Origin of the sequence: Pseudomonas oryzae, from assembly GCF_900104805.1 — a bacterium.
Taxonomy (GTDB): domain Bacteria; phylum Pseudomonadota; class Gammaproteobacteria; order Pseudomonadales; family Pseudomonadaceae; genus Geopseudomonas; species Geopseudomonas oryzae.
Genome location: NZ_LT629751.1, coordinates 72,613 through 94,930, shown reverse-complemented (window position 1 = coordinate 94,930; position 22,318 = coordinate 72,613). Strand labels below are relative to the sequence as shown.

22 protein-coding genes are annotated in these 22,318 nt (G+C 69.1%); 10 read left to right on the top strand and 12 right to left on the bottom strand.

All coding sequences use genetic code 11. The features are described from left to right. The first annotated feature begins 41 nt into the window (after positions 1–41). From hpf to BLT78_RS00460, 4 genes are read left to right on the top strand one after another with little or no spacing between them, the layout of a single operon-like run. Positions 42–350: a ribosome hibernation-promoting factor, HPF/YfiA family gene (hpf, locus tag BLT78_RS00475; protein ID WP_090347101.1), complete on the top strand. Its 309-nt coding sequence runs from the start codon at positions 42–44 to the stop codon at positions 348–350. 10 nt (positions 351–360) lie between these two features. Then, positions 361–825 carry a PTS IIA-like nitrogen regulatory protein PtsN gene (ptsN, locus tag BLT78_RS00470; protein ID WP_090347100.1) on the top strand — a complete coding sequence of 155 codons (465 nt, stop codon included), beginning with the start codon at positions 361–363 and terminating at the stop codon, positions 823–825. Between the two features lie 3 nt (positions 826–828). Further along, entirely contained in the window at positions 829–1,686 is an 858-nt protein-coding gene (gene rapZ / locus BLT78_RS00465; RefSeq protein WP_090347099.1) for an RNase adapter RapZ, read from the top strand. A gap of 17 nt (positions 1,687–1,703) precedes the next feature. After that, on the top strand, positions 1,704–1,976 hold the full coding sequence (locus tag BLT78_RS00460) for an HPr family phosphocarrier protein (protein WP_090347098.1): 273 nt from the start codon (positions 1,704–1,706) through the stop codon (positions 1,974–1,976). 149 nt (positions 1,977–2,125) lie between these two features. Here BLT78_RS00460 and pmbA read toward each other — a convergent pair whose 3' ends face one another. Continuing rightward, positions 2,126–3,475, bottom strand: coding sequence for a metalloprotease PmbA (gene pmbA / locus BLT78_RS00455; protein ID WP_090347097.1), 1,350 nt, complete (start codon positions 3,473–3,475; stop codon positions 2,126–2,128). Between the two features lie 93 nt (positions 3,476–3,568). Between pmbA and yjgA the strand changes: the two genes are divergently transcribed. Continuing rightward, the gene (gene yjgA / locus BLT78_RS00450) at positions 3,569–4,090 is read left to right on the top strand and encodes a ribosome biogenesis factor YjgA (protein ID WP_090347096.1); all 522 of its coding nucleotides are present in this window, start codon (positions 3,569–3,571) and stop codon (positions 4,088–4,090) included. 155 nt (positions 4,091–4,245) lie between these two features. Here the strand turns inward: yjgA and tldD are convergent, their stop codons facing one another. The 8 genes from tldD to mreB all read right to left on the bottom strand — a co-directional run bounded on the left by tldD (position 4,246) and on the right by mreB (position 15,244). After that, complete coding sequence (gene tldD, locus BLT78_RS00445) at positions 4,246–5,685, bottom strand: metalloprotease TldD (RefSeq protein ID WP_090347095.1); 1,440 nt, start codon at positions 5,683–5,685, stop codon at positions 4,246–4,248. Next, on the bottom strand, positions 5,682–6,536 hold the full coding sequence (locus BLT78_RS00440) for a carbon-nitrogen hydrolase family protein (protein WP_090347094.1): 855 nt from the start codon (positions 6,534–6,536) through the stop codon (positions 5,682–5,684). Before BLT78_RS00440 ends, tldD begins: the two co-directional genes overlap by 4 nt. Positions 6,537–6,593: 57 nt before the next feature. Next, positions 6,594–10,433 carry a YhdP family protein gene (locus BLT78_RS00435; RefSeq protein WP_090347093.1) on the bottom strand — a complete coding sequence of 1,280 codons (3,840 nt, stop codon included), beginning with the start codon at positions 10,431–10,433 and terminating at the stop codon, positions 6,594–6,596. 14 nt (positions 10,434–10,447) lie between these two features. Further along, positions 10,448–11,905 carry a ribonuclease G gene (gene rng / locus BLT78_RS00430; RefSeq protein ID WP_090347092.1) on the bottom strand — a complete coding sequence of 486 codons (1,458 nt, stop codon included), beginning with the start codon at positions 11,903–11,905 and terminating at the stop codon, positions 10,448–10,450. A 48-nt stretch (positions 11,906–11,953) separates the two neighbouring features. Beyond that, positions 11,954–12,547, bottom strand: a complete 594-nt coding sequence (locus BLT78_RS00425; RefSeq protein ID WP_090347091.1) for a Maf family protein — start codon at positions 12,545–12,547, stop codon at positions 11,954–11,956. Between the two features lie 34 nt (positions 12,548–12,581). After that, positions 12,582–13,073 (bottom strand): rod shape-determining protein MreD, encoded by a 492-nt coding sequence (gene mreD, locus BLT78_RS00420; RefSeq protein ID WP_090347090.1) that lies wholly within the window; start codon positions 13,071–13,073, stop codon positions 12,582–12,584. Continuing rightward, positions 13,073–14,050, bottom strand: coding sequence for a rod shape-determining protein MreC (gene mreC / locus BLT78_RS00415; RefSeq protein ID WP_231975844.1), 978 nt, complete (start codon positions 14,048–14,050; stop codon positions 13,073–13,075). The genes mreD and mreC overlap by 1 nt, the downstream gene beginning before the upstream one ends. A 156-nt stretch (positions 14,051–14,206) precedes the next feature. Further along, positions 14,207–15,244, bottom strand: a complete 1,038-nt coding sequence (gene mreB, locus BLT78_RS00410) for a rod shape-determining protein MreB (RefSeq protein ID WP_090347088.1) — start codon at positions 15,242–15,244, stop codon at positions 14,207–14,209. A 208-nt stretch (positions 15,245–15,452) separates the two neighbouring features. Between mreB and gatC the strand changes: the two genes are divergently transcribed. From gatC to BLT78_RS00385, 5 genes are all read left to right on the top strand, one after another. Continuing rightward, positions 15,453–15,740: an Asp-tRNA(Asn)/Glu-tRNA(Gln) amidotransferase subunit GatC gene (gatC, locus tag BLT78_RS00405; protein ID WP_090347087.1), complete on the top strand. Its 288-nt coding sequence runs from the start codon at positions 15,453–15,455 to the stop codon at positions 15,738–15,740. Next, a complete protein-coding gene (gene gatA / locus BLT78_RS00400) occupies positions 15,737–17,191 on the top strand; it encodes an Asp-tRNA(Asn)/Glu-tRNA(Gln) amidotransferase subunit GatA (protein ID WP_172830753.1) in 1,455 nt (484 codons plus the stop codon). Before gatC ends, gatA begins: the two co-directional genes overlap by 4 nt. A 12-nt stretch (positions 17,192–17,203) precedes the next feature. After that, positions 17,204–18,652, top strand: a complete 1,449-nt coding sequence (gatB, locus tag BLT78_RS00395) for an Asp-tRNA(Asn)/Glu-tRNA(Gln) amidotransferase subunit GatB (RefSeq protein WP_090347085.1) — start codon at positions 17,204–17,206, stop codon at positions 18,650–18,652. A 203-nt stretch (positions 18,653–18,855) separates the two neighbouring features. Further along, positions 18,856–19,233: a septal ring lytic transglycosylase RlpA family protein gene (locus tag BLT78_RS00390; RefSeq protein WP_090347084.1), complete on the top strand. Its 378-nt coding sequence runs from the start codon at positions 18,856–18,858 to the stop codon at positions 19,231–19,233. A 99-nt stretch (positions 19,234–19,332) separates the two neighbouring features. After that, complete coding sequence (locus BLT78_RS00385; protein ID WP_090347083.1) at positions 19,333–20,430, top strand: calcium/sodium antiporter; 1,098 nt, start codon at positions 19,333–19,335, stop codon at positions 20,428–20,430. A gap of 43 nt (positions 20,431–20,473) precedes the next feature. Here BLT78_RS00385 and BLT78_RS00380 read toward each other — a convergent pair whose 3' ends face one another. From BLT78_RS00380 to BLT78_RS00370, 3 genes are read right to left on the bottom strand one after another with little or no spacing between them, the layout of a single operon-like run. After that, complete coding sequence (locus tag BLT78_RS00380; protein ID WP_090347082.1) at positions 20,474–20,896, bottom strand: bactofilin family protein; 423 nt, start codon at positions 20,894–20,896, stop codon at positions 20,474–20,476. 17 nt (positions 20,897–20,913) lie between these two features. Further along, positions 20,914–21,270, bottom strand: coding sequence for a hypothetical protein (locus BLT78_RS00375; protein WP_090347081.1), 357 nt, complete (start codon positions 21,268–21,270; stop codon positions 20,914–20,916). Then, the gene (locus BLT78_RS00370) at positions 21,251–22,228 is read right to left on the bottom strand and encodes a M23 family metallopeptidase (protein WP_090347080.1); all 978 of its coding nucleotides are present in this window, start codon (positions 22,226–22,228) and stop codon (positions 21,251–21,253) included. The genes BLT78_RS00375 and BLT78_RS00370 overlap by 20 nt, the downstream gene beginning before the upstream one ends. Positions 22,229–22,318 lie beyond the last annotated feature (90 nt).

Sequence of the window (22,318 nt, the reverse complement as noted above, 5' to 3'; positions counted from 1 at the left end):
GGGGCAACCCGTCAGCAACGTGGGTAATAAGGAGAAGCGGTATGCAAGTCAATATCAGTGGCCAACACCTGGAAGTGACCGACACTCTGCGCAACTACGTGAACGAGAAGTTCGAGCGCCTGGCACGCCATTTCGACCGCATCACCAACGTTCAGGTGATCATGCAGGTGGAGAAACTGAAGCAGAAGATCGAAGCTACCCTGCACGTTGCCGGCGGCGAAGTGGTCGCCAACGCCGAGCACGAAGACATGTATGCAGCCATCGACCTCCTGGCTGACAAACTGGACCGTCAGCTGATCAAGCACAAGGAAAAGCAGATCGAGCGCGAACAGGGCGCCGCCGCCCGCTGATCATTTTCCGATGATTCGACTAGAGCATATCCTGACCCCCGGCCGTTCCCAGGTGAACGTGCCGGGAGGCAGCAAGAAACGCGTTCTGGAACAGATCGCCAACCTCGTAGCCCGGGATATTCCCGGGCTCGACGCACATGACATCTTCGAAAGCCTGGTGGCTCGCGAGAAGCTCGGCTCCACCGGCTTCGGCAACGGCATCGCCATTCCGCACTGCCGGCTGGCCGGCTGCTCGGTGCCGGTGAGCGCCCTGCTGCGTCTGGACGCCCCGGTGGACTTCGATGCCCTCGATGGCGCCCCGGTGGACCTGCTGTTCGTCCTGCTGGTGCCCGAAGCTGCCACCGAAGAGCACCTCGAGCTGCTGCGCCAGATCGCCGGCCTGCTCGACCGCGCCGACGTGCGCGAGCGCCTGCGCCAGGCCCGGGACGGCTTCGACCTGTACCAGGTGGTGCTCGACACCGTGGATGGCCGCTGAGTCATGCGTCTGGTCATTGTCAGCGGCCGCTCCGGGTCGGGGAAGAGTACCGCCCTGGCCGTGCTCGAGGACAACGGCTTCTACTGCATCGACAACCTGCCGGCCAGTCTGTTGCCGGACCTGGCCGAGCGCGCCCTGCTGCACACCGAGCTGTCGCAGCCGCAGGTTGCCGTGTCGATCGATGCGCGCAATCTGCCCAGCCAGCTCAAGCGCTTTCCCGAACTGCTGGAGCAGCTGCGCCAGCACAACATCCAGTGCGATGTGCTCTATCTGGATGCCGACAACGCCACCCTGCTCAAGCGCTTCTCGGAAACCCGTCGACGCCATCCGCTGACCAACGCGACCCGCTCGCTGGTCGAGGCGATCGACGACGAACACCAGCTGCTCGGTCCGATCGCCGATCTCGCCGATCTGAAGATCGATACCGCCAACCTCAACCTCTACCAGCTGCGCGACAGCATCAAGCTGCGCCTGCTGGAAAAGCCGGATGCCGGTACCGCCTTCCTGATCGAATCCTTCGGCTTCAAGCGCGGCATGCCGATCGACGCCGACCTGGTGTTCGACGTGCGCTGCCTGCCCAACCCCTACTGGAAGCCGGACCTGCGCGAACACAGCGGACTGGAGCAGCCGGTCCGCGACTACCTCGACGCCCAGACCGACGTCGAGGAAATGTACCAGGACATCGTCGCCTACCTCGGCAAGTGGCTGCCGCGCTTCGCCGCCAGCAACCGCGCCTATGTCACCGTGGCCATCGGCTGCACCGGTGGCCACCACCGCTCGGTGTACCTGGCCGAACGGCTGGGCACCGCGCTGCGCGACAGCCTGGGCAACGTGCAGATCCGCCACCGCGACCTCAAGTAAGGACCCCGATCCCCCCGATGCCAGCCTGCGACGTCACCATCATCAACAAGCTCGGCCTGCACGCCCGCGCCGCCGCCAAGTTCGTCGGCGTGGCCGGACGCTTTCCCTGTCAGGTGCGGGTCGGCCGCTCGGCCGACAGCCTGGTGGACGGCAAGAGCATCATGTCGGTGATGATGCTGGCCGCCGGCAAGGGCACCTCGATCCATCTGTGCACCGAGGGCGAACAGGATCACGAGGCCCTGCAGGCGCTGATCGAGTTGATCAACAACTACTTCGACGAAGGCGAGTAGCGCCTGCAGGCAAGTGCTGGCGCAGGGTAGACAAAGGCGCAGCCTTGTCTACCAGAGACCACGCAGCGGGCCGGGCGGTGGAAGATCGCGGCGCGAGTCTTCCACGGGGTGGCCATCCAACCTACGGGCGCCCCTGCCCCAGCGCGACCTCAGCTGCCGCCGACCATCATCCGCTCGATCAGCACCGAACCGGTGCGCACGTTGCCGCGCGCCTCCACGTCGGAGCCCACCGCGACTATGCCGCTGAACATGTCGCGCAGGTTGCCGGCGATGGTCACCTCCTGTACCGGGAACTGGATGATCCCGTTCTCCACCCAGAAGCCGGCAGCACCGCGCGAGTAGTCGCCGGTGACCAGGTTGAGCCCCTGCCCCATCAGCTCGGTGACCAGCAGGCCGCGATCCATGCGGCGGAGCAGCGCCGCCTGGTCCTCGCTGCCGTGGCTGACGAACAGGTTGTGCACGCCGCCGGCGTTGGCGGTGCTCGGCAGGCCCAGCTTGCGCCCGGAATAGGTGCCCAGCGCGTAGGACACCAATTTGCCGCCGTCGACGAAGGGCTTGGCGTAGGTCGCCAGGCCGTCGCCGTCGAAGCTGGCGCTGCCCATGCCGCGCGGCAGATGCGGCCGTTCGTCGAGGCTCAGCCACTCGGGGAACAGCGTCTGCCCCAGCGCCCCCTCGAGGAAGGAGGACTTGCGGTACAGGTTGCCGCCGGAGATCGCGGCGAGGAAATGGCCGAACAGCCCGGTGGCCAGTTCGGCGGCGAACAGCACCGGCACTTCGCAGGTCGGCACCGGCCGCGCGCCCAGGCGCGCCACCGCGCGCTCGGCCGCGCGCCGGCCGATCGACTCGCCGCCGGCCAGCTCGCTGCCGACGCGGCTGACGTCGTACCAGTAGTCGCGCTGCATCTGCCCCTCGCCCTCGGCGATCATCACGCAGCTCAGGCTGTGCCGGCTGGAGGCGTAGCCGCCGACGAAGCCGCGGCTGTTGCCGTACACGCGGCAGCCGAGGTGGGTATTGAGGGTGGTGCCGTCGGCCTTGGTCACCCGCGGATCGGCGGCAAAAGCGGCGGCCTCGCAGGCCAGCGCCTGCTCGATGGCCTGCTCCGGGCTGATCGCCCAAGGATGGTAGAGGTCGAGATCGGGCAGTTCGCGGGCCATCAGCGCGGCATCGGCCAGCCCGGCACAATCGTCCTCCGAGGCGTGCCGGGCGATAGCCAGCGCCGCCTCAACCGTTTCCCGAATGGCCGCCGCCCCCTGCGCCGACGTGCTCGCCGAGCCCTTGCGCTGCCCCAGGTAGAGGGTGATGCCGAAACCGCGGTCGCGGTTGAACTCGACCGTCTCCACCTCGCCCTGACGCACGCTGGTCGACAAGCCCTGCTCCAGCGACACCGCCACCTCGCAGTCGGTGGCGCCCTGGCGGCGCGCTTCGGCGAGGATCGCCTCGACCTGCTCCTGCAATCCCGGCAGGGCCTGCGGCCCCACGCTTTCCACGGCTGAACTCATGTCCTGCTCCTGTTTTCCCGCCGGCACGCCGGCCGGGCCGGACAAGCGGCCCCTGAGTGGTTATCATGGCGCGTTTCCCAGCGGACCCGCCCCATGTCTGAACAATTCGACGACGACTTCTCCGGAGAGAAGAGCAAATCCCAGGTCAAGCGCGAGCTGCACGCCCTGCAGGACCTCGGCGAGCGCCTGACCACGCTCAAGCCCGAGCAGCTCGAACGCCTGCCGCTCTCCGACATGCTGCTCAGGGCCCTGCTCGAGGCGCCCAAGCACAAGGCCCACGCCGCCCGCAAACGCCACATCCAGTACATCGGCAAGCTGATGCGCAGCCAGGACATCGAGGCGATCACCGGCCTGCTCGACCAGATGGACGCCTCGACCCGCCAGTACAACGAGCGCTTCCACGCCCTCGAGCGCTGGCGCGACCGCCTGGTCGGCGGCAGCGATGCCGACCTCGAGGCGCTGCTCGGCGAATACCCCGAGGCCGACGTCCAGCACCTGCGCCAGCTGATCCGCCACGCCCAGCACGAGGCCGCGCACAACAAGCCGCCGGCAGCCGCGCGCAAGGTGTTCAAGTACCTGCGCGAGATCGACGAGACCAAGCGCGGCCTGCGCTGAGCAAAGTCACCGTGATGCCGCAGGGTGGATAACCGCGCAGCGTTATCCACCAGCGAACACCTCGATGGGCAATCGCTGCGCGAGTTGCCCACCCGCCCCATCGGTCCAACAGCGCTGGTGGACAAGGCTGCGCCGTTGTCCACCCTGCGACCTCGTCAGCCGCCGGTACCGCCGACGGTGATCGCCTCGATCTTCAGGGTCGGCTGGCCGACGCCGACCGGCACCGACTGACCGTCCTTGCCGCAGGTGCCCACCCCGCTGTCGAGCGCCAGGTCGTTGCCGACCATCGACACCCGGCTCATCGCCTCCGGGCCGTTGCCGATCAGGGTGGCGCCCTTGACCGGCGCGGTGATCCGGCCGTCCTCGATCAGGTAAGCCTCGCTGGTGGAGAACACGAACTTGCCGCTGGTGATGTCCACCTGGCCGCCGCCGAGGCTGGCGCAGTACAGGCCGCGCTTCACCGAGCGGATGATCTCCTCCGGCTCGCTCTCGCCGGCCAGCATGTAGGTGTTGGTCATGCGCGGCATCGGCAGGTGCGCGTAGGACTCGCGGCGCCCGTTGCCGGTCGGCCGTACACCCATCAGGCGGGCGTTGAGCTTGTCCTGCATGTAGCCGCGCAGCACGCCGTTCTCGATCAGCGTGGTGCACTGGGTCGGCGTACCCTCGTCGTCCAGGCTCAGCGAGCCGCGGCGGCCCGGCAGGGTGCCGTCGTCGACGATGGTGCACAGCTTCGAGGCCACCGGCTGGCCGATGCGGCCGCTGTAGGCCGAGCTGCCCTTGCGGTTGAAGTCGCCTTCCAGACCGTGACCGACCGCCTCGTGCAGCAGCACGCCGCTCCAGCCGTTGCCGAGCACCACCGGCAGGCTGCCGGCCGGCGCCGGCACCGCCTCCAGGTTGACCAGCGCCTGGCGCACCGCCTCGCGGGCGTAGTCCATGGCACGGTCGTGTTCGAGGAAGTAGCGATAGTCGGTGCGCCCGCCGCCGCCGTGGGCACCACGCTCGCGGCGGCCACCCTGCTCGACGATCACGCTGACGTTGAAGCGCACCAGCGGGCGCACGTCGGCACCGAGGCTGCCGTCGATAGCCGCCACCAGCACCTGCTCCCAGGTGCCGGCCAGACTCACGGTGACCCGGCTGATGCGCGGGTCGAGGGCGCGGGTGGCCTGGTCGATGCGCTTGAGCAGCTCGACCTTCTCCGCCCGGCTGAGCACCTCCAGCGGATTGGCGGCGCCGTACAGGCGCGGCGGCACCTGCACCGCCGGGGTCTGCACGCGGCCCTGCTGGCCGGCGCGGGCGATCGAACGGGCGGCCTGCACCGCCTGGCGCAGGGCGTGCTCCTCGATGCTGTTGCTGTAGGCGAAGCCGGTCTTCTCGCCGGACTGGGCACGCACGCCGACGCCCTGGTCGAGATGGAAGCTGCCTTCCTTGACGATGCCGTCCTCGAGCAGCCACGACTCGGACACCTGGCTCTGGAAGTACAGGTCGGCGGCATCGATGCCGGGGCCGGCCAGCTCGCCGAGCAGCGCCGGCAGGCGCTCCAGGCTGAGGCCGCCGGGGGTCAGCAGCTGGTCGCTGACGGAGGACAGGGTGTTCATGAGGACTCCTTGGTCGAAGGTTGCAGCGCTCCGGGGCGCAGGCGACGATGGGCATGCACCGGCATGCGCTGGCGGATCGCCGCCTGCGCCGGACGGTCGACCTGCGCCAGCAGCACCGCCTCGCCGCGCGGCTGGCGGGCCAGCGGCTCGCCCCAGGGATCGACGATCAGCGAATGGCCGAAGGTTTCCCGCGGCCCCGGGTGCTGGCCGCCCTGGTTGGCGGCCAGCAGGTAGCATTGGGTCTCGATGGCCCGCGCGCGCACCAGGATCTCCCAGTGTGCCGCGCCGGTCACCGCGGTGAACGCCGAAGGCGCGCTGATCAGTTCGGCGCCGGCCTCGCGCAGCGCGCTGTACAGCTCGGCGAAGCGCAGGTCGTAGCACACGGTCAGGCCCAGACGGCCGACCGGGGTGTCGGCCAGCACCAGGCGCTCGCCGTGGGCGAAATCGTCGGACTCGCGGTAGCTGCCGCGGCTGTCGGCCACCTCGACGTCGAACAGGTGCAGCTTGTCGTAGCGCGCGGCGATCTGGCCGTCGCTGTCGATCAGCAGCGAGCAGGCATGCGGCTTGCCGTCGCGCTGTCCTTCCGCCAGCAGCGGCAGGGTGCCGGCGACTATCCACAGGCCCAGCTCGCGCGCCGTCGCCTGCAGCCAGGGCAGCAGCGGCCCCTCGCCGGCGGCCTCGGCGCGGCCGAGGGCGGCAAGATCGCGGCGGCCCATGGCGGCGAAGTTCTCCGGCAGCACCGCCAGCCGCGCGCCGCTCTGCGCAGCCTGCTCGAGCAGCGCCCGCGCCCGCGCGAGATTGCTCGCCACGTCGGCCTGGCTGACCATCTGGATGACTGCGACAGTGCCCATCGTCTACTCCCCCGCACATGCACCCATCCTAACCCGGAGCGCACGGCGTTTGTCATCTTACGGCTTGCCGAACAGGGTGATCTGCGGGTCGCGCCAGGGTCCGGCGACCCGGTACTCGACGCTGGCCACCCGTGACAGGCGGTCCCCCACCAGCTGGTCGACGATGAACAGCGCGCCGGCCACCGGCGCGGCACCGGCCAGCAGCGCGGCCAGCGGCAGGTTGTTGGACAGCGGCAGGGTCACGCGCAACCTGGCGGCGATGCGGTCCTGGGCGACGTCCAGCTGGCCGTCCAGCTCCAGCCGGGTGGATGGGCCATCCAGCACCAACGGCTCGCGGGTCAGCAGCACCCCATCGGTACCGTACAGTCGACCGCTGATGCGATCGTAACCGAGGCCCTTGCCGAACAGGTCGGAAAAGTCGAGGCGCAGGCGGCGGCGGATGGAGTTGAAGTTGAGCAGGCCGAACACCCGCAGGGCGCTGGCGCCGCCTTCCACCTCGAGCAGCTGACCCTGGCGCAACTGCCCATCCAGGCTGCCGCTGAAGCGCTTGAGACCGGCCATCGCCGGCGAGCCCGGCCAGTCGCCGTCGACGGCCAGCTCGAAGCTCTCGCTGCTGATGTTCGGGGCGTAGCCCCAGGCCAGCAGCACGTCGGCCACATCCCGGCCGTACAGCCGGCCGCGGAAACGGCTGCGACTGGCCGCCCCACTACCCTGCCAGTCCAGGCTGCCATCGACCTGCAGGCCCATGAGGTCGAGATCGAGCTGCTCGAAACGAGCCCCGCCCGCCGTCGGCCGGCTGCGGAAGCGCCAGCGGCCGAGGCGCTCCTCGCCGCGATAGAGGGCAAGGATGGTCACGTCCAGCGCCGGCAGGCTGCGCGGATCGACGCCGGCCAGCGGATCGCTCGGCATCGCCGCCGGCGTCGTCCCCTCCGTCTCGGCAGCGGCCCGCGCCGGCAGGCGCAGACGCTCCAGCTCCACGCGCAGCGGCGCCGCCTTGTCCGCCGGCACCACAACGTTGCCCTTCACCTGCGGATTGTCCAGCGCCAGGCGCCAGCCCGCAGCGGCGCGGCGCAGGCCGACCTGCAACTGCTCGAGGGTCAGCGCCCCCGCCGTGAAGCGACCGATCTCCAGCTCCACCGACTGCAACAGACTGCCCAGCGCCTGCCCCTGGCTGTCGCCAGCATGCCGCGCCTGCACCGCCTGCCAGGCCGCCCAGTCGAACTCGCTCAACCGGCCGCGGATATGCAGACCGAGCTCCTGGGGCAGTTGCGCGGCCTCGCCGCCGAGGCGCAGCTCGCCGCGCCCTCTGGCCAACTGCTCGAGCGGAGCGGCGAAGCTCAGGCTGGCCAGGCCGGCGTAGCTAAAGCCGTAACGGCGCTCGGCGCCGCCCAGGGTCATCCGCCAGCTGGCGCTGCGCGCCTGCTCGGCCGGTTTGCCGAGCGGTGCCGGCAGGTCGATCGCCACGCCCTGCAGGTCGGAGTTGACGCGCAGGCGGCTGGCTTCGCCGTAATCGAGATCCAGCCACAGGCGATAGGGCAGTTCGCCCCGCGCCGGAATCTGCGCCGGCTGCAGCCCCAGCCAGCTGACCAGACGCTCGACCGCGATGCTGCTGCGCACGTCCAGCCGACTGTAGGGCTTGCCCGGCTGGCCGCGCGCCTGGATCACCGCGCGCAGTTCGCGATCGAAGGCACGGGCCCGCACTTCCGGCGCGCTCAGGCCCCGCGCGCTGTCGTAGCGAAACGCGCCGGTGATCGCCTGCAGCTCGATGGCCGGTCTGGGCAGTTGCAGGCGGGCATTCTCGGCGGCGAAATCGACCACCGTGCGGACCGCACCGCCCTGGCGCGCCAGCGGGATGTCCAGTTGCAGGCGCCCGTTCAGCGCCCCCTCGCCCTGCCAGCCGACGAAGGTCTGGCCGCGGCCGAGCGGCGTGTCCTGGAGGATCTTCAGGCCGTCGCCGACGCTGCTGTCAACCATCCCCGCCACCGTCAGACGCGGCCCCTGACCGCTCCCGCCGCCGTGCACCTCGGCCTGCACGTCGCGCAGGCGGCTGTCCAGCACCTGCGCACTCGGCGCCAGGATGCGCACCTCACCATCGGCGACGAACACCTCGCCCTCCAGCTGGCGCAGCGGCGGCCACTCCGGCTGGTAGGCCAGCTCGGCGTCGCGCACCTTGAAATACAGGCCGAGGGTGCGCGAGTGGGCCGGCGCGCCCTTGTTCAGCGAGCCCTGGTAGAGGAACAGGCCCTGGTCGACCTCGCCGGCGCGAATCGCGCTCTTCAGCCAGTCGGCCAACTGCGGGCTGAGACCGGGCGACAGGGTCGGCAGGTAGCGTTCGGTGAAGTGCGCCTGGCTGTGGCGCAGACCGACCTGCAGGTCCATGTAATCCTCGGCGGCCGGGTCGCGGCGCAGGCGGATCAGCATGTTGCCGGCCAGCTCGCCTTCCTCGCCGGACAGGCGCATCAACGGGCTGGACAGGGTGAAGGCGTCGGCATCGAGGCGCCAGTCCAGCCGTGCATGCGCCTCGCGATAGCGCCAGGGCTGGGGAAACAGGGTGGCGAGGTGGAGCATGAAGTCGCGGGCATCCAGACGCAGCTCGCCGCCCTCGAGGTTGCCGCTGAGCGTGCCGTTGATGTTGTCCGCCGCCGGCACGTTGTGCCAGGCGCCGAAGCCGACCTTGTCCAGGCGCAGGTTGTACTCGACCTCGGGCAGCCCCTCGCCACGCGGACGGATCTCGGCCCGCAGGTCGCGCAGGCGTCCGTGCGGCGCCAGGCTGGCGAGGATTTCGTCGGCCAGCGAAGGCAGCGGCGCTAGGGTGCGGGTCAGCGCCACCAGGGGCGCCAGGTTGAGGCGCTCGGCCTGCAGGCTCCAGCTGCGCTGCTCGCCCGGCTGATGGCGCAGCTGCAGCTGGCCGGGGTTCAGGCGCTCGCCGGCGAAACTGCCGGCCAGCTCCTCGACCAGCAAGCGCCAGCCTGCGTCTTCGCGCGCGAAATGGGCGCTCAGCGCCAGGTCGCTCAGCTCCGCAGGCGCCGCGTCGCGGCGCCCCAGCACCAGCTGCGGCGCATGCAGGCGGGCCACGGCGCGCTGCGCCCGGCCGTCGGCCCAGTCCAGCCAGACCTCGCCGCCGACCTGCAGGCGCTGCAGGCTGAACGGCCAGTCCGCCGGCAAGTGCCCGGCCAGCCAGCTGCCCCAGTCGCTCTGCGGCAGACTGAGGTAGAGCTGCGCGGCGGCCCGCTGCCAGTCGTCGGCACGCAGCTCGCTGCGCAGCTGCCAGCTCAGCGGCTGACCATCGGGCAGGTGCAGGCGGCCATCCAGACGCTGGCGCCCCGGCTGATTGTCGAGGGTCAGGCCGATGTAGCCGAGGGTCGCTACCTCGCCCTGCTGCGGCTCGAGGGTGACCCGGCCGTCGAGCACCACGATGCGACGCGGCATCAGCAGCGCGGCGAGCACCCGAGCCGAATCGATGGCCGGGCGTGGGCCTTCGGCCTGGCGCAGTCCCTTGACTCGCCAGCTACCGTCCGGTCTCTGGCGCAGGCCGAGCTGCAGACCATGCAGCTCGACGCGGGCGATGCGCAGGCTGCGGCTGCGCAGGCTGGCGAACAGATCCGGCAACAGCCGCAGGCGCTCCAGGTGCAGGGCCTCGCCCTCGGCCTGCAGCTGGACGTCGCTCAACTCCAGCACCGGGATGAACCCCTGCCAGTGGCCGCTCAGCGCGCCGACGTGCAGCGGCTGGCCGAGCGCCGCGCTGGCCTGCTGCTCGATTTCCGGCCGGTACTCGGCCACCAGCGGCACCAGTGCGCGCCCGAGGCTGACGTACAGCGCCGCCAGCAGCAACAACAGCGCCGTGAGGGCGAGCAGAGCATCCAGCGTGCGCTCCAGCAGACGGCCAGAGGCGGACATGTCAGCCCCTTGCTTCAGAGCAGCACCACATCGAACTGCTCCTGGGAGTACTCGCTCTCCACCTGGAAGCGGATCGGCCGGCCGATGAAGGCCTCGAGGTCGGCGACGTTGCCGGACTCCTCGTCGAGCAGGCGGCCCACCACCTTGTCGCTGGCCAACACCATGTAACCCTCGGCCTGGTAAGCACGCGCTTCGCGGAGGATCTCGCGGAAGATCTCGTAGCACACGGTTTCCGCGGTCTTCAGCCGGCCGCGGCCCTGGCAGCTCGGACAGGGTTCGCAGAGCACCTGCTGCAGGCTCTCGCGGGTGCGCTTGCGGGTCATCTGCACCAGGCCCAGCTCGGTGATGCCGATGATGTTGGTCTTGGCGTGGTCGCGCTCGAGCATCTTCTCCAGCGTGCGCAGCACCTGGCGGCGATGCTCCTCGTCCTCCATGTCGATGAAGTCGATGATGATGATGCCGCCGAGGTTGCGCAGGCGCAGCTGGCGGGCGATCGCGGTGGCCGCCTCGAGGTTGGTCTTGAAGATGGTTTCCTCGAGGTTGCGGTGGCCGACGAAGGCGCCGGTGTTGACGTCGATGGTGGTCATCGCCTCGGCCGGGTCGATGATCAGGTAGCCGCCGGACTTGAGCAGCACCTTGCGCTCCAGGGCCTTCTGGATCTCGTCCTCGACGCCGTAGAGGTCGAAGATCGGCCGCTCGCCGGGATAGTGCTCGAGACGGTCGGACACTTCCGGCATCAGCTCACCGACGAACAGGCCGACCTTCTGGAAGGTCTCCCGCGAGTCGATGCGGATCTTCTCGGTACGCGGGCTGACCAGGTCGCGCAGGGTACGCAGGGCCAGCGACAGGTCCTCGTAGATCACCGAGGGCGCGCCGGCCGTCTGCATCTGCGTGGAGATCTGCTCCCACAGGCGGCGCAGGTAGCGGATGTCGGCGAGGATCTCGTCGGCGCCGGCGCCCTCGGCGGCGGTGCGCAGGATGAAGCCACCCTGCTCCTCGATGCCCTCGGCGGAGACGCAGGCCGCCACCACCTGCTTGAGGCGCTCGCGCTCGGCCTCGCCCTCGATCTTCAGCGAGATGCCGACGTGGCTGGTGCGCGGCATGTACACCAGGTAGCGCGAGGGGATCGACAGGTGGGTGGTCAGGCGCGCGCCCTTGGTGCCGATCGGATCCTTGGTCACCTGCACCACCAGGCTCTGTCCCTCGTGCACCAGGGCGCTGATGCTTTCCACCGCACTGCCCTCGCGGGTCGAGATTTCCGAGGCATGGATGAAGGCGGCGCGCTCCAGGCCGATGTCGATGAATGCCGCCTGCATGCCGGGCAGCACGCGCACCACCTTGCCCTTGTAGATGTTGCCGACGATGCCGCGACGCTGGGTGCGCTCGACGTGGACTTCCTGCAGGACGCCGTTTTCCACCACCGCCACGCGCGATTCCATGGGGGTGATGTTGATCAGGATTTCTTCGCTCATCTAGTTATCGTTCTCGTCGCGGGAGGGAATCGTCCATGCTGCGCCCGTTCAGGCGCCGCCGTCACGCTGCCAGCAGGCAATGCCGAAACCGGCGAGCAGCTCGGCGGTTTCCGCCAGCGGCAGGCCCACCACCGCAGAATAGCTGCCCTCGAGGCGGTCGACGAAGATCGCCGCCAGGCCCTGGATGGCGTAGCCGCCTGCCTTGTCCTGCGGTTCGCCGCTCGCCCAGTATGCCTCGCGCTCGGCCTCGGCCAGGGTGCGAAAGTGCACACGGCTGCGCACCACCCGTGTCAGGCAGCGACTGGCGTCGGCCACCGCCACCGCGGTGAGCACCTCGTGCTCGCGGCCGGACAGCGCCGCCAGCATGGCCAGGCCATCGGCGCGATCGGCCGGCTTGCCGAGAATACGCCCATCCAGCACCACCGCAGTGTCGGCGCCCAGTACGCAGGCGTCGGCCGCGCCGAGCGCCGCCAGGCCGGCGGCAGCCTTGGCGCGGGCCAGACGTTCGACGTAGGCGGCCGGCGTCTCGCCCGGCAGCACGCTTTCGTCGATCGGCGCAGCGACGCGCTGGTGCGGCACGCCGATCTGCAGCAGCAGTTCGCGGCGGCGGGGCGAGGCGGAGGCCAGATGGAGCGTTTTCACGAGCGATATCCCTCTCGGAACGTGGCGGGACGGGTTAGTGCACGCGCAGCAGGCGGCTGATCCAGCGCATGATGGTGAACACCCACGGCCAGAGCAGGGCGCTGACCAGGGCGGGGAAGAGGAACAGCAGGGTCGGCGGACGATTGCCGGTCAGGGTGTTGATCCACAGCTGCACCAGCTGGGCCAGGCCGAACACCACCAGCAGGACCAGGCTCTGCTGCCAGACCGGAAACATGCGCAGGCGCTGGTGCAGCGACAGCAGCATGCACACGATCAACGCCAGCACCAGGGCGTTCTGCCCGAGCGGCGTGCCGTAGAGCACGTCGGCGGCCAGACCGAGCAGCCAGGCCCGGGTCATGCCGATCCATTGCGGCGCGGCCAGCAGCCAGTAGGCGAGCAGCAGCGGCACCCACAGCGGCCGGCCGACCTCCATGAACTCGGGCATCGGCGCGACGCTGAGCAACAGGGCAAACAGCAGGCTGAACCAGACGAACCAGCCATTGTGGGAACGGGTAGCCACCACCATCAGCGCACTCCTCCTGCGGGGGTCGGCACCGCGGCCGCTGGTGCCGGCACAGCCTGATTGTCGGCGCCGGCCGGAGCCGCTGGCGGACTGGTCGGCGGCGTGGCGGTTGCGCCGGCGTTCGGCGCTGCGCTGCCACCCTCGGCCGCCTCGCGGTCGGCCGCCTCCTGGGCCAGCGCGGCGTCCACCGCGCGCTGCTCGGGCGAGCGCTGGTCGCTGAACACCAGCAGCAGGTAGCGGCTGCGGTTGAGCCGCGCGGTCGGCACCGCACGCACCACGGCGAACGGCTGGCCGGAGTCGTGGATCACTTCCTTGACGGTGGCCACCGGATAGCCGGCCGGGAAGCGCTGACCGAGACCGGAGCTGACCAGCAGGTCGCCTTCCTTGATGTCGGCGGTATCGGCGACGTGACGCAGCTCGAGGCTTTCCGGGTTACCGGTGCCGACGGCGATGGCGCGCAGGCCGTTGCGGTTGACCTGCACCGGAATGCTGTGGGTGGTGTCGGTGAGCAGCAGCACGCGCGCGGTATAGGGCATCACCTCGACCACCTGGCCCATCAGGCCGAGGGCATCGAGCACCGGCTGGCCGAGGAACACGCCATCCTTCTCGCCCTTGTCGATCAGGATGCGGTGGGTGAAGGGGTTGGGATCGATGCCGATCAGCTCGCCGACCAGCACCTGCTCGTCGACCAGCGCCGCCGAATTGAGCAGCTCGCGCAGGCGCACGTTCTGCTCGGTGAGGGTCGCCAGCTTCTGCAGGCGCCGCTGCAGCAGCAACGCCTCGGCCTTGAGCTTCTCGTTCTCGGCGATCAGCTCGTCGCGGCTGCTGAACTGCTGGCTGACGCTCTCCCACAGGCGCAGCGGCCGTTCGGCCAGCCAGTAGAAGGGGGTGATGATCTGCGCCAGGTTGCTGCGCAGCGGCTTGAGGGTGTCGAAGCGGGCGTCGACCACCATCAGCGCCACCGATAGCACGGTCAGCACCAGCAGGCGCACACCCAGCGAGGGTCCCTTGGTGAAAAGCGGTTTGATGGCGAGCTCCTCGCAGCGGCAAGCCTCAAGCCTGAAACGTCAAGCGCCGGTCGACAAGCCCCGGCGCCAGGCGCTGGGGCCTGCCAGGCAGGGCTTGCCGCTCGAGACTCACTCGGTGGACAGCAGATCCATGGCGTGACGGTCGATCATCTCCAGGGCGCGGCCACCGCCGCGCGCCACGCAGGTCAGCGGGTCTTCGGCGACGATCACCGGCAGGCCGGTTTCCTGGGCCAGCAGCTTGTCGAGGTCGCGCAGCAGCGCGCCACCGCCGGTCAGCACCAGGCCGCGCTCGGCGATGTCCGAGGCCAGCTCCGGCGGCGACTGCTCGAGGGCGCTCTTCACCGCCTGGACGATGGCGGCCAGCGACTCCTGCAGCGCCTCGAGCACCTCGGCGGAGTTGAGGGTGAAGCTGCGCGGTACGCCCTCGGCCAGATTGCGGCCGCGCACGTCGATCTCGCGCAGCTCGCTGCCCGGGTAGGCGGTGCCGATTTCCTGCTTGATGCGCTCGGCGGTGGACTCGCCGATCAGGCTGCCGTAGTTGCGGCGCACGTAGGTGACGATGGCCTCGTCGAAGCGATCGCCGCCGACCCGCACGGACTCGGCGTAGACCACGCCGTTGAGGGAAATCAGGGCGATCTCGGTGGTGCCGCCGCCGATGTCGACGACCATCGAGCCACGCGCCTCTTCCACCGGCAGGCCGGCGCCGATGGCCGCGGCCATCGGTTCTTCGATCAGGAACACCTCGCGGGCACCGGCGCCGAGGGCCGACTCGCGGATGGCGCGGCGCTCGACCTGGGTCGACTTGCACGGCACGCAGATCAGCACGCGCGGCGACGGCTGCAGGAAGCTGTTCTCGTGCACCTTGTTGATGAAGTACTGCAGCATCTTCTCGCAGACGCTGAAGTCGGCGATCACGCCGTCCTTCATCGGGCGGATCGCGGAAATGTTGCCCGGGGTACGCCCCAGCATGCGCTTGGCTTCGGTACCGACGGCCACCACGCTTTTCTGGTTGCCGCTGCTGCGAATGGCAACCACGGACGGTTCGTTGAGCACAATCCCGCGCTCACGCACATAAATAAGGGTGTTGGCAGTGCCCAGGTCGATCGACAGATCGCTGGAAAACATGCCGCGCAGTTTTTTCAACATGGGACAGAAACCCTGGGGGTAACGCGTGGCTAAAAGTGCGGCGAACTCTAACAACGGCAGGGATTTTGGGCAAGGCGCACATATGTTAGATTGCTCGCTTTTCCGGGCCGCAAAGGCCCCTCATCGCGGCCTTTGACCGCCGTTTTGCGGCCCTGTTCCCCCTGCCCTCACCCGCCGGTCATTCGTCGCTTTCCGCTGGAGATCCCCGATGGCGCTCGAACGCTCCGACGTGGAAAAAATCGCCCATCTGGCCCGCCTGGGGCTGGACGAGGCGGAGATTCCGCGCACCACCGAGACCCTCAACAACATCCTCGGCCTGATCGACCAGATGCAGGCGGTGAACACCGACGGCATCGAGCCGCTGGCCCACCCGCTGGAAGCCACCCAACGCCTGCGCGCCGACGTGGTGAGCGAAACCAATCAGCGCGACGCCTACCAGGCCATCGCCCCGGCCGTGGAGAACGGCCTGTATCTGGTTCCCAAGGTGATCGAGTGATGCATCGACTGACCCTGACGCAAATCGCCCGCGGCCTGGCCGCCAAGGACTTCTCCGCCGTCGAGCTGAGCGACGCCCTGCTGGCGCGCATCGCGCATCTCGACCCGCAGCTGAACAGCTTCATCACCGTCACCGCCGACGAGGCGCGCGCCCAGGCGGCCGCCGCCGACGCCCGCCGTGCGAGCGGCGAGAGCGGCGCCCTGCTCGGCGCGCCGATCGCCCACAAGGACCTGTTCTGCACCCGGGGCGTGCTGACCACCTGCGCCTCGAAGATCCTCCACAACTTCAAGGCGCCCTACGACGCCACCGTGGTCGAGAAGCTCGCCAGCGCCGGTGCGGTCAGCCTCGGCAAGCTGAACATGGACGAGTTCGCCATGGGCTCGGCCAACGAATCCAGCCACTACGGCGCGGTGAAGAATCCCTGGGATCTCTCCCGCGTGCCGGGCGGCTCCTCAGGCGGCTCGGCCGCCGCGGTGGCCGCCGGGCTGATCCCGGCCGCCACCGGCACCGACACCGGCGGCTCGATCCGCCAGCCGGCAGCGCTGACCAACCTCACCGGTCTCAAGCCGACCTACGGCCGCGTGTCCCGCTGGGGCATGATCGCCTACGCCTCCAGCCTCGACCAGGGCGGTCCGATCGCCCGCAGCGCCGAGGACTGCGCCCTGCTGCTCGGCGCCATGGCCGGCTTCGACGCCAAGGATTCCACCAGCGTCGATCAGCCGGTCGACGACTACCTGGCCGCGCTGAACCAGCCGCTGGCCGGCCTGCGCATCGGCCTGCCGAAGGAATACTTCGGCGCCGGCCTCGACGCGCGCATCGCCGAGAAGGTGCTCGCCGTCGTGGAGGAGCTGAAGAAGCTCGGCGCCAGCGTGAAGGACATCTCGCTGCCGAACATGCAGCACGCCATCCCGGCCTACTACGTGATCGCCCCGGCCGAGGCCAGCTCCAACCTGTCGCGCTTCGACGGCGTGCGCTTCGGCTACCGCTGCGAGAACCCGGTCAACCTCGAGGACCTGTACAAGCGCTCGCGCGGCGAGGGCTTCGGCGCCGAGGTCAAGCGCCGGATCATGGTCGGCACCTACGCCCTGTCGGCCGGCTACTACGACGCCTACTACCTGAAGGCGCAGAAGATCCGCCGGCTGATCAAGAACGACTTCGTCCAGGCGTTCGCCGAGGTCGACCTGATCCTCGGCCCGACCACCCCGAACCCGGCGTGGAAGCTCGGCGCGAAGAGCGCCGATCCGGTGTCGGCCTACCTGGAAGACATCTACACCATCACCGCCAACCTCGCCGGCATCCCCGGCCTGTCCATGCCGGCCGGCTTCGTCGACGGCCTGCCGGTGGGCGTGCAGCTCTTGGCGCCGTACTTCCAGGAGGCGCGCCTGCTCAACGTGGCGCACCAGTACCAGCAGGTGAGCGACTGGCACACCCGCACCCCGGCCGGATTCTGAGGAACACGCACAATGCAATGGGAAGCCGTGATCGGGCTGGAAATCCACGCCCAGCTCTCCACCCAATCGAAGATCTTCTCCGGCAGCGCCACCACCTTCGGGGCCGAGCCGAACACCCAGGCCAGCCTGGTCGACCTGGGCATGCCCGGCACCCTGCCGGTGCTGAATGAACAGGCCGTGCGCATGGCGGTGAAGTTCGGCCTGGCGATCGACGCCGAACTGGGCCGCACCAACGTGTTCGCGCGCAAGAACTACTTCTACCCCGACCTGCCCAAGGGCTACCAGACCAGCCAGATGGATCACCCCATCGTCGGCAAGGGTCACCTGGACATCACCCTGGAGGACGGCACCAGCAAGCGCATCGGCATCACCCGCGCGCACCTGGAAGAGGACGCCGGCAAGAGCCTGCACGAGGACTTCCACGGCATGTCCGGGATCGACCTCAACCGCGCCGGCACCCCGCTCTTGGAGATCGTCTCCGAGCCGGACATCCGCAGCGCCAAGGAGGCGGTCGCCTACGTCAAGGCGATCCACGCGCTGGTGCGCTATCTCGGCATCTGCGACGGCAACATGGCCGAAGGCTCGCTGCGCTGCGACTGCAACGTTTCGGTGCGCCCCAAGGGCCAGGAAGCCTTCGGCACCCGCGCCGAGATCAAGAACGTCAACTCGTTCCGCTTCATCGAGAAGGCGATCAACCACGAGATCCAGCGGCAGATCGAGCTGATCGAGGACGGCGGCAAGGTGGTGCAGGAAACCCGCCTGTACGACCCGAACAAGGACGAGACGCGCTCGATGCGCGGCAAGGAAGAAGCCAACGACTACCGCTACTTCCCCTGCCCCGACCTGCTGCCGGTGGTGCTGGAAGACGACTTCATCGAGCAAATCCGTGGCGAACTGCCGGAGCTGCCGGGCGAGAAGCGCGCGCGCTTCGAAAGCCAGTACGGCCTGTCCGCCTACGACGCCAGCGTGCTCTCCGCCAGCCGCGAGATGGCCGAGTACTTCGAGGCCGTGCAGGCCGCCTGCGGCGACGCCAAGCTGGCGGCCAACTGGGTGATGGGCGAGCTGTCCAGCCTGCTGAATGAAGACGGCATCGAGATCGAGCAGTCGCCGGTATCGGCCGGGCAGCTCGGCGGGCTGATCCTGCGCATCAAGGACAACACCATCTCCGGCAAGATCGCCAAGGATGTCTTCAAGTTCCTCGCCGCCGGCGAGGGTGCCTCTGCCGATGAGATCATCGAGAAGAAGGGTCTGAAGCAGGTCACCGACACCGGTGCCATCGAGGCGATTCTCAAGGAAGTGCTGGACGCCAACGCCGCCCAGGTCGAACAGTACCGTGCCAGCGACGAAGCCAAACGCGGCAAGATGTTCGGCTTCTTCGTCGGCCAGGCGATGAAGGCCTCCAAGGGCAAGGCCAACCCCGGCCAGGTCAACGAGCTGCTGAAGAAGCTGCTCGAGGGCTGAGCCCGCCGCCGGCAAGACCCACCGCCCGGTGGGTCTTGCCCCGCGCGCAGCAATCGACCGGCAACCCCAGCGTTGCCCCACCAGCGTCGGCCAGGCATGGCCGGAGCGGAGCTGCCGACAGGAACGATGTCGCGGCACGGATGTCTGCTCCCCCGAACCCCAGCCGCGCCGCTTGTCCGGCGCAGGCCTTGCGGAGAACCGACATGCGTCGAACCCTGCCCCTTGCCCTCCTGCTCGTGCTGCTCAGCGGCTGCGCCAGTCGCGATCAGCCCGCCGACTCCGACGGCTATCGCGCCGAAGGCCAGGCCTCGTTCTACGCCAGCCGCCACCATGGTCGGCGCACCGCCAGCGGCGAGCGCTTCGACATGCACGCGCTGACCGCCGCCCACCCCAGCCTGCCGTTCGGCAGCCGGGTCCGGGTCATCAATCTCGCCAACCAGCGCAGCGTGGTAGTGCGCATCAACGACCGCGGCCCGCACGCCCGCGGACGGATCATCGACCTGTCGCGCGCCGCCGCCGAGCGCCTCGACATGCTGAGTCGCGGCGTGGCACCGGTGCGCCTGGAGGTCCTGGCCGACTGAGCGCCAGGGCGCAGCACCCGGTAACAATCGGTTCTGCTCCGGGGCTGGCAGCGCCACGGCAAATCGCTAAGCTGGCGCAAATTTTCCCGGAGCCTGTCCATGACCCTGATGACCTTCGTCTACCTGATCGGCGGCCTGGTGCTGCTGGTCGCCGGCGCCGAAGTGCTGGTGCGCGGCGCCGCACGCCTGGCCGCCCAGTTCGGCATTCCGCCCCTGATCATCGGCCTGACCGTGGTCGCCTTCGGCACCAGCGCGCCGGAAACCGCGGTAAGCGTGCAGGCCGCCCTCGACGGCAGCGGCGACATCGCCGTGGGCAACGTGGTCGGCAGCAACATCGCCAACGTGCTGCTGATCCTCGGCCTGTCGGCCATGGTCGCGCCGCTGATCGTCTCGCGCCAGCTGATCCGCCTCGACGTGCCGCTGATGATCGGCGCCAGCCTGGTGACCTGGGCGCTGGCCATGGACGGCAAGCTGGGCCGTCTCGACGGCGCCCTGCTGTTCGGCGCCGTGGTCGCTTATACCGCCTTCCTGATCATCAGCAGCCGCAAGGACAAGGGCGCCGCCGCAGGGACCGCCCAGGGCGACGAGTTCGTCGAGGAGTTCGGCCTGCACGAAACGCCCAAGCCGTATGCCTGGGCGGTCAACCTCGGCCTGCTGATCGCCGGCCTGGTGCTGCTGGTCGGCGGCTCCAACCTGCTGGTGGAGGGCGCGGTGAGCCTGGCCAAGGCGCTGGGGCTGTCCGAGCTGGTCATCGGCCTGACCGTGATCGCCGTCGGCACCTCGCTGCCAGAGCTGGCCACCTCGATGATCGCCGCCTTCAAGGGCGAGCGCGACATCGCCGTGGGCAACGTGGTCGGCAGCAACATCTTCAACCTGCTCTGCGTGCTCGGCCTGGCTTCGCTGGTGTCGCCGCTGCCGATCAACGTTTCGGCCAACGCGCTGTCCTTCGACTTTCCGGTGATGATCGCGGTGGCGCTGGCGTGCCTGCCGATCTTCTTCGCCGGCTACCGCATCAACCGCTGGGAGGGTGCGCTGTTCGTCCTCTACTACGCCCTCTATACCAGCTGGCTGATCATGCACAGCACCGACGCGCCGGGCCTGGCCATGTTCAGCCAGGCGATGACCTGGTTCGTGCTGCCGCTGACCCTGGTCACCCTGCTGGTGATCGGCGGGCGCGCCTGGCGGCTGCAGCGCTGAGGCGCTGCGCACGGCGGGCGCAGACCGCGCGCGGGATGACGCCTCAGGCTTCCTGGGCCTGGCGCGGCAGCTCGACCACCTGCGCCAGCCCCTCGTCGTCGCCCAGGCGGTTGAGCTTGCCGTCGACCACCGCGCCATTCTCCATGCTCAGCTGGCGGTAGCTGATGTTGCCGCGCACCCGCGCGTTGGAGTGCAGCTCGAGCAGATGCTCGACCACCAGGTCGCCGACGATGGTGCCGTCGATCAGCGCATCGTAGCTGCTCACGTTGCCCTCGATGCGCCCTTCGGCACTCAGCGCCAGCAGGCTGTGGGTGCCTCGCTTGTGACCGATGTTGCCCTTGAACACGCCGCTGATCTTGAGACCTTCCTCGAACTCCAGATCGCCGCTCATCGACACGTTGCCGGAGATCAGGCTGGAGAACTTGTCGATCGAGACCTTGGAGGCCGATTTCTTGCTGCTGAACATTTCCAACTCCCGAATGGTTAGTGGCTTTTCTTCTGCTGACGGAAAAAGGCCAGCTCCGTCTTCAGGCGCTTGACCTGCGCCGACATCTCCTCGATCCGCCGCATCAACTGCGCCTCGGTGGCCAGCGCCTCGTCCTGCTGCAGACGGCTCTGCTCCAGCGCCGCCTTGAGCGAACGGTTTTCTGCGGCAAGGGCCGCCAGCTGCCGCTCGCGGGTCCGGCCATCGTCGAGGCGCCACCACAGCGCAGCGCTGACCAGGCAGAACACCAGGAACACCGCCCACTGCCACGGCCGCCCGGCGCGGACGGCATGCAGGCGATGCTCGGTCCGCAGCAGCTCGCGGGTGGACGGTTTCTTAGTCGTTGGCCACAGCACTGGCGTCGCGCTCCAGGTCACCAAGAGCCAGGAAGCGCTGCGGGTCGACGAAGCGACCGTGGTGCAGCACCTCGAAATGCAGGTGGGGGCCGGTCGAGCGACCGGTGGAGCCGACCTCGGCAATCCGCTGGCCGGGGATCACCAGCTCGCCGGCGCGGACATGGAAGCGCAACAGGTGGGCATAGCGCGTCACCAGGCCATTGCCGTGGTCGATCTCCAGCAACTGGCCATACCCGCCCTGACGCCCCGCGAAGCGCACCCGGCCGCCGGCCGCCGCCAGTACGGCGGCGCCGCTGTGGATCGAGAAGTCCACGCCGGAATGAAAGGCCAGATGCCGGTTGAACGGGTCGAGCCGGTTGCCGAAGGACGAGCCCAAGCGGGCCTGCGCCACCGGCCGCTGCGATGGGATCGCCATCAGCGCCGCATTGCGGCTGGCCACGCTCTCCATCAGCCGGTCCAGCTCCGAGCGCAGGCAACGCGCTGCCGCCACGCTGCGCGGCAGATCCTCGAGGGATACCTCGGCCGCCTCCGGCGCCCTGGCGGAACAGCCGCGCGGCGGCAGCAGCAGCCCGCCCTGCCCCGAGGCCGTGCCCGTGGCCGAGCGGTCCGGCAGCAACGCGGGCAGCAGGGAAGGATCCAGCGCCGACAGCCGCTGGGTGAGCTGCTTGTGCTCGCCGAGCATCTGGCGCAGCGAGAGCACATCGGACTCCAGCGACTTCAGGCGGCCAACCAGCTCGCCGACCCGGGCGATGGCGAAACGTTCCTCCGCCGGCAGCGGCTCATCCGCCGTGGCGAGCGCCTCCGGCGCCAGGCCTCGCCCGACCCAGAGGCCGCCGGCGAAGCCGCCCAGGCTCAACACGAGGCTCACGACCAGCCCCGGCAGCAGTACGCGCCGCAGGTTGACGACCCGGATGTCATCGCGCGTCAGGGAGCGATTCGACGGCGAGAAAAGCTTCATGATGGTTCCCCCAGAAAACAAAGCGGCCTGCCGGTGGGGGCAGGCCGTTGCGCGTCGTACAACCTGACGCAAAAACCGTTTTTTTTCTGA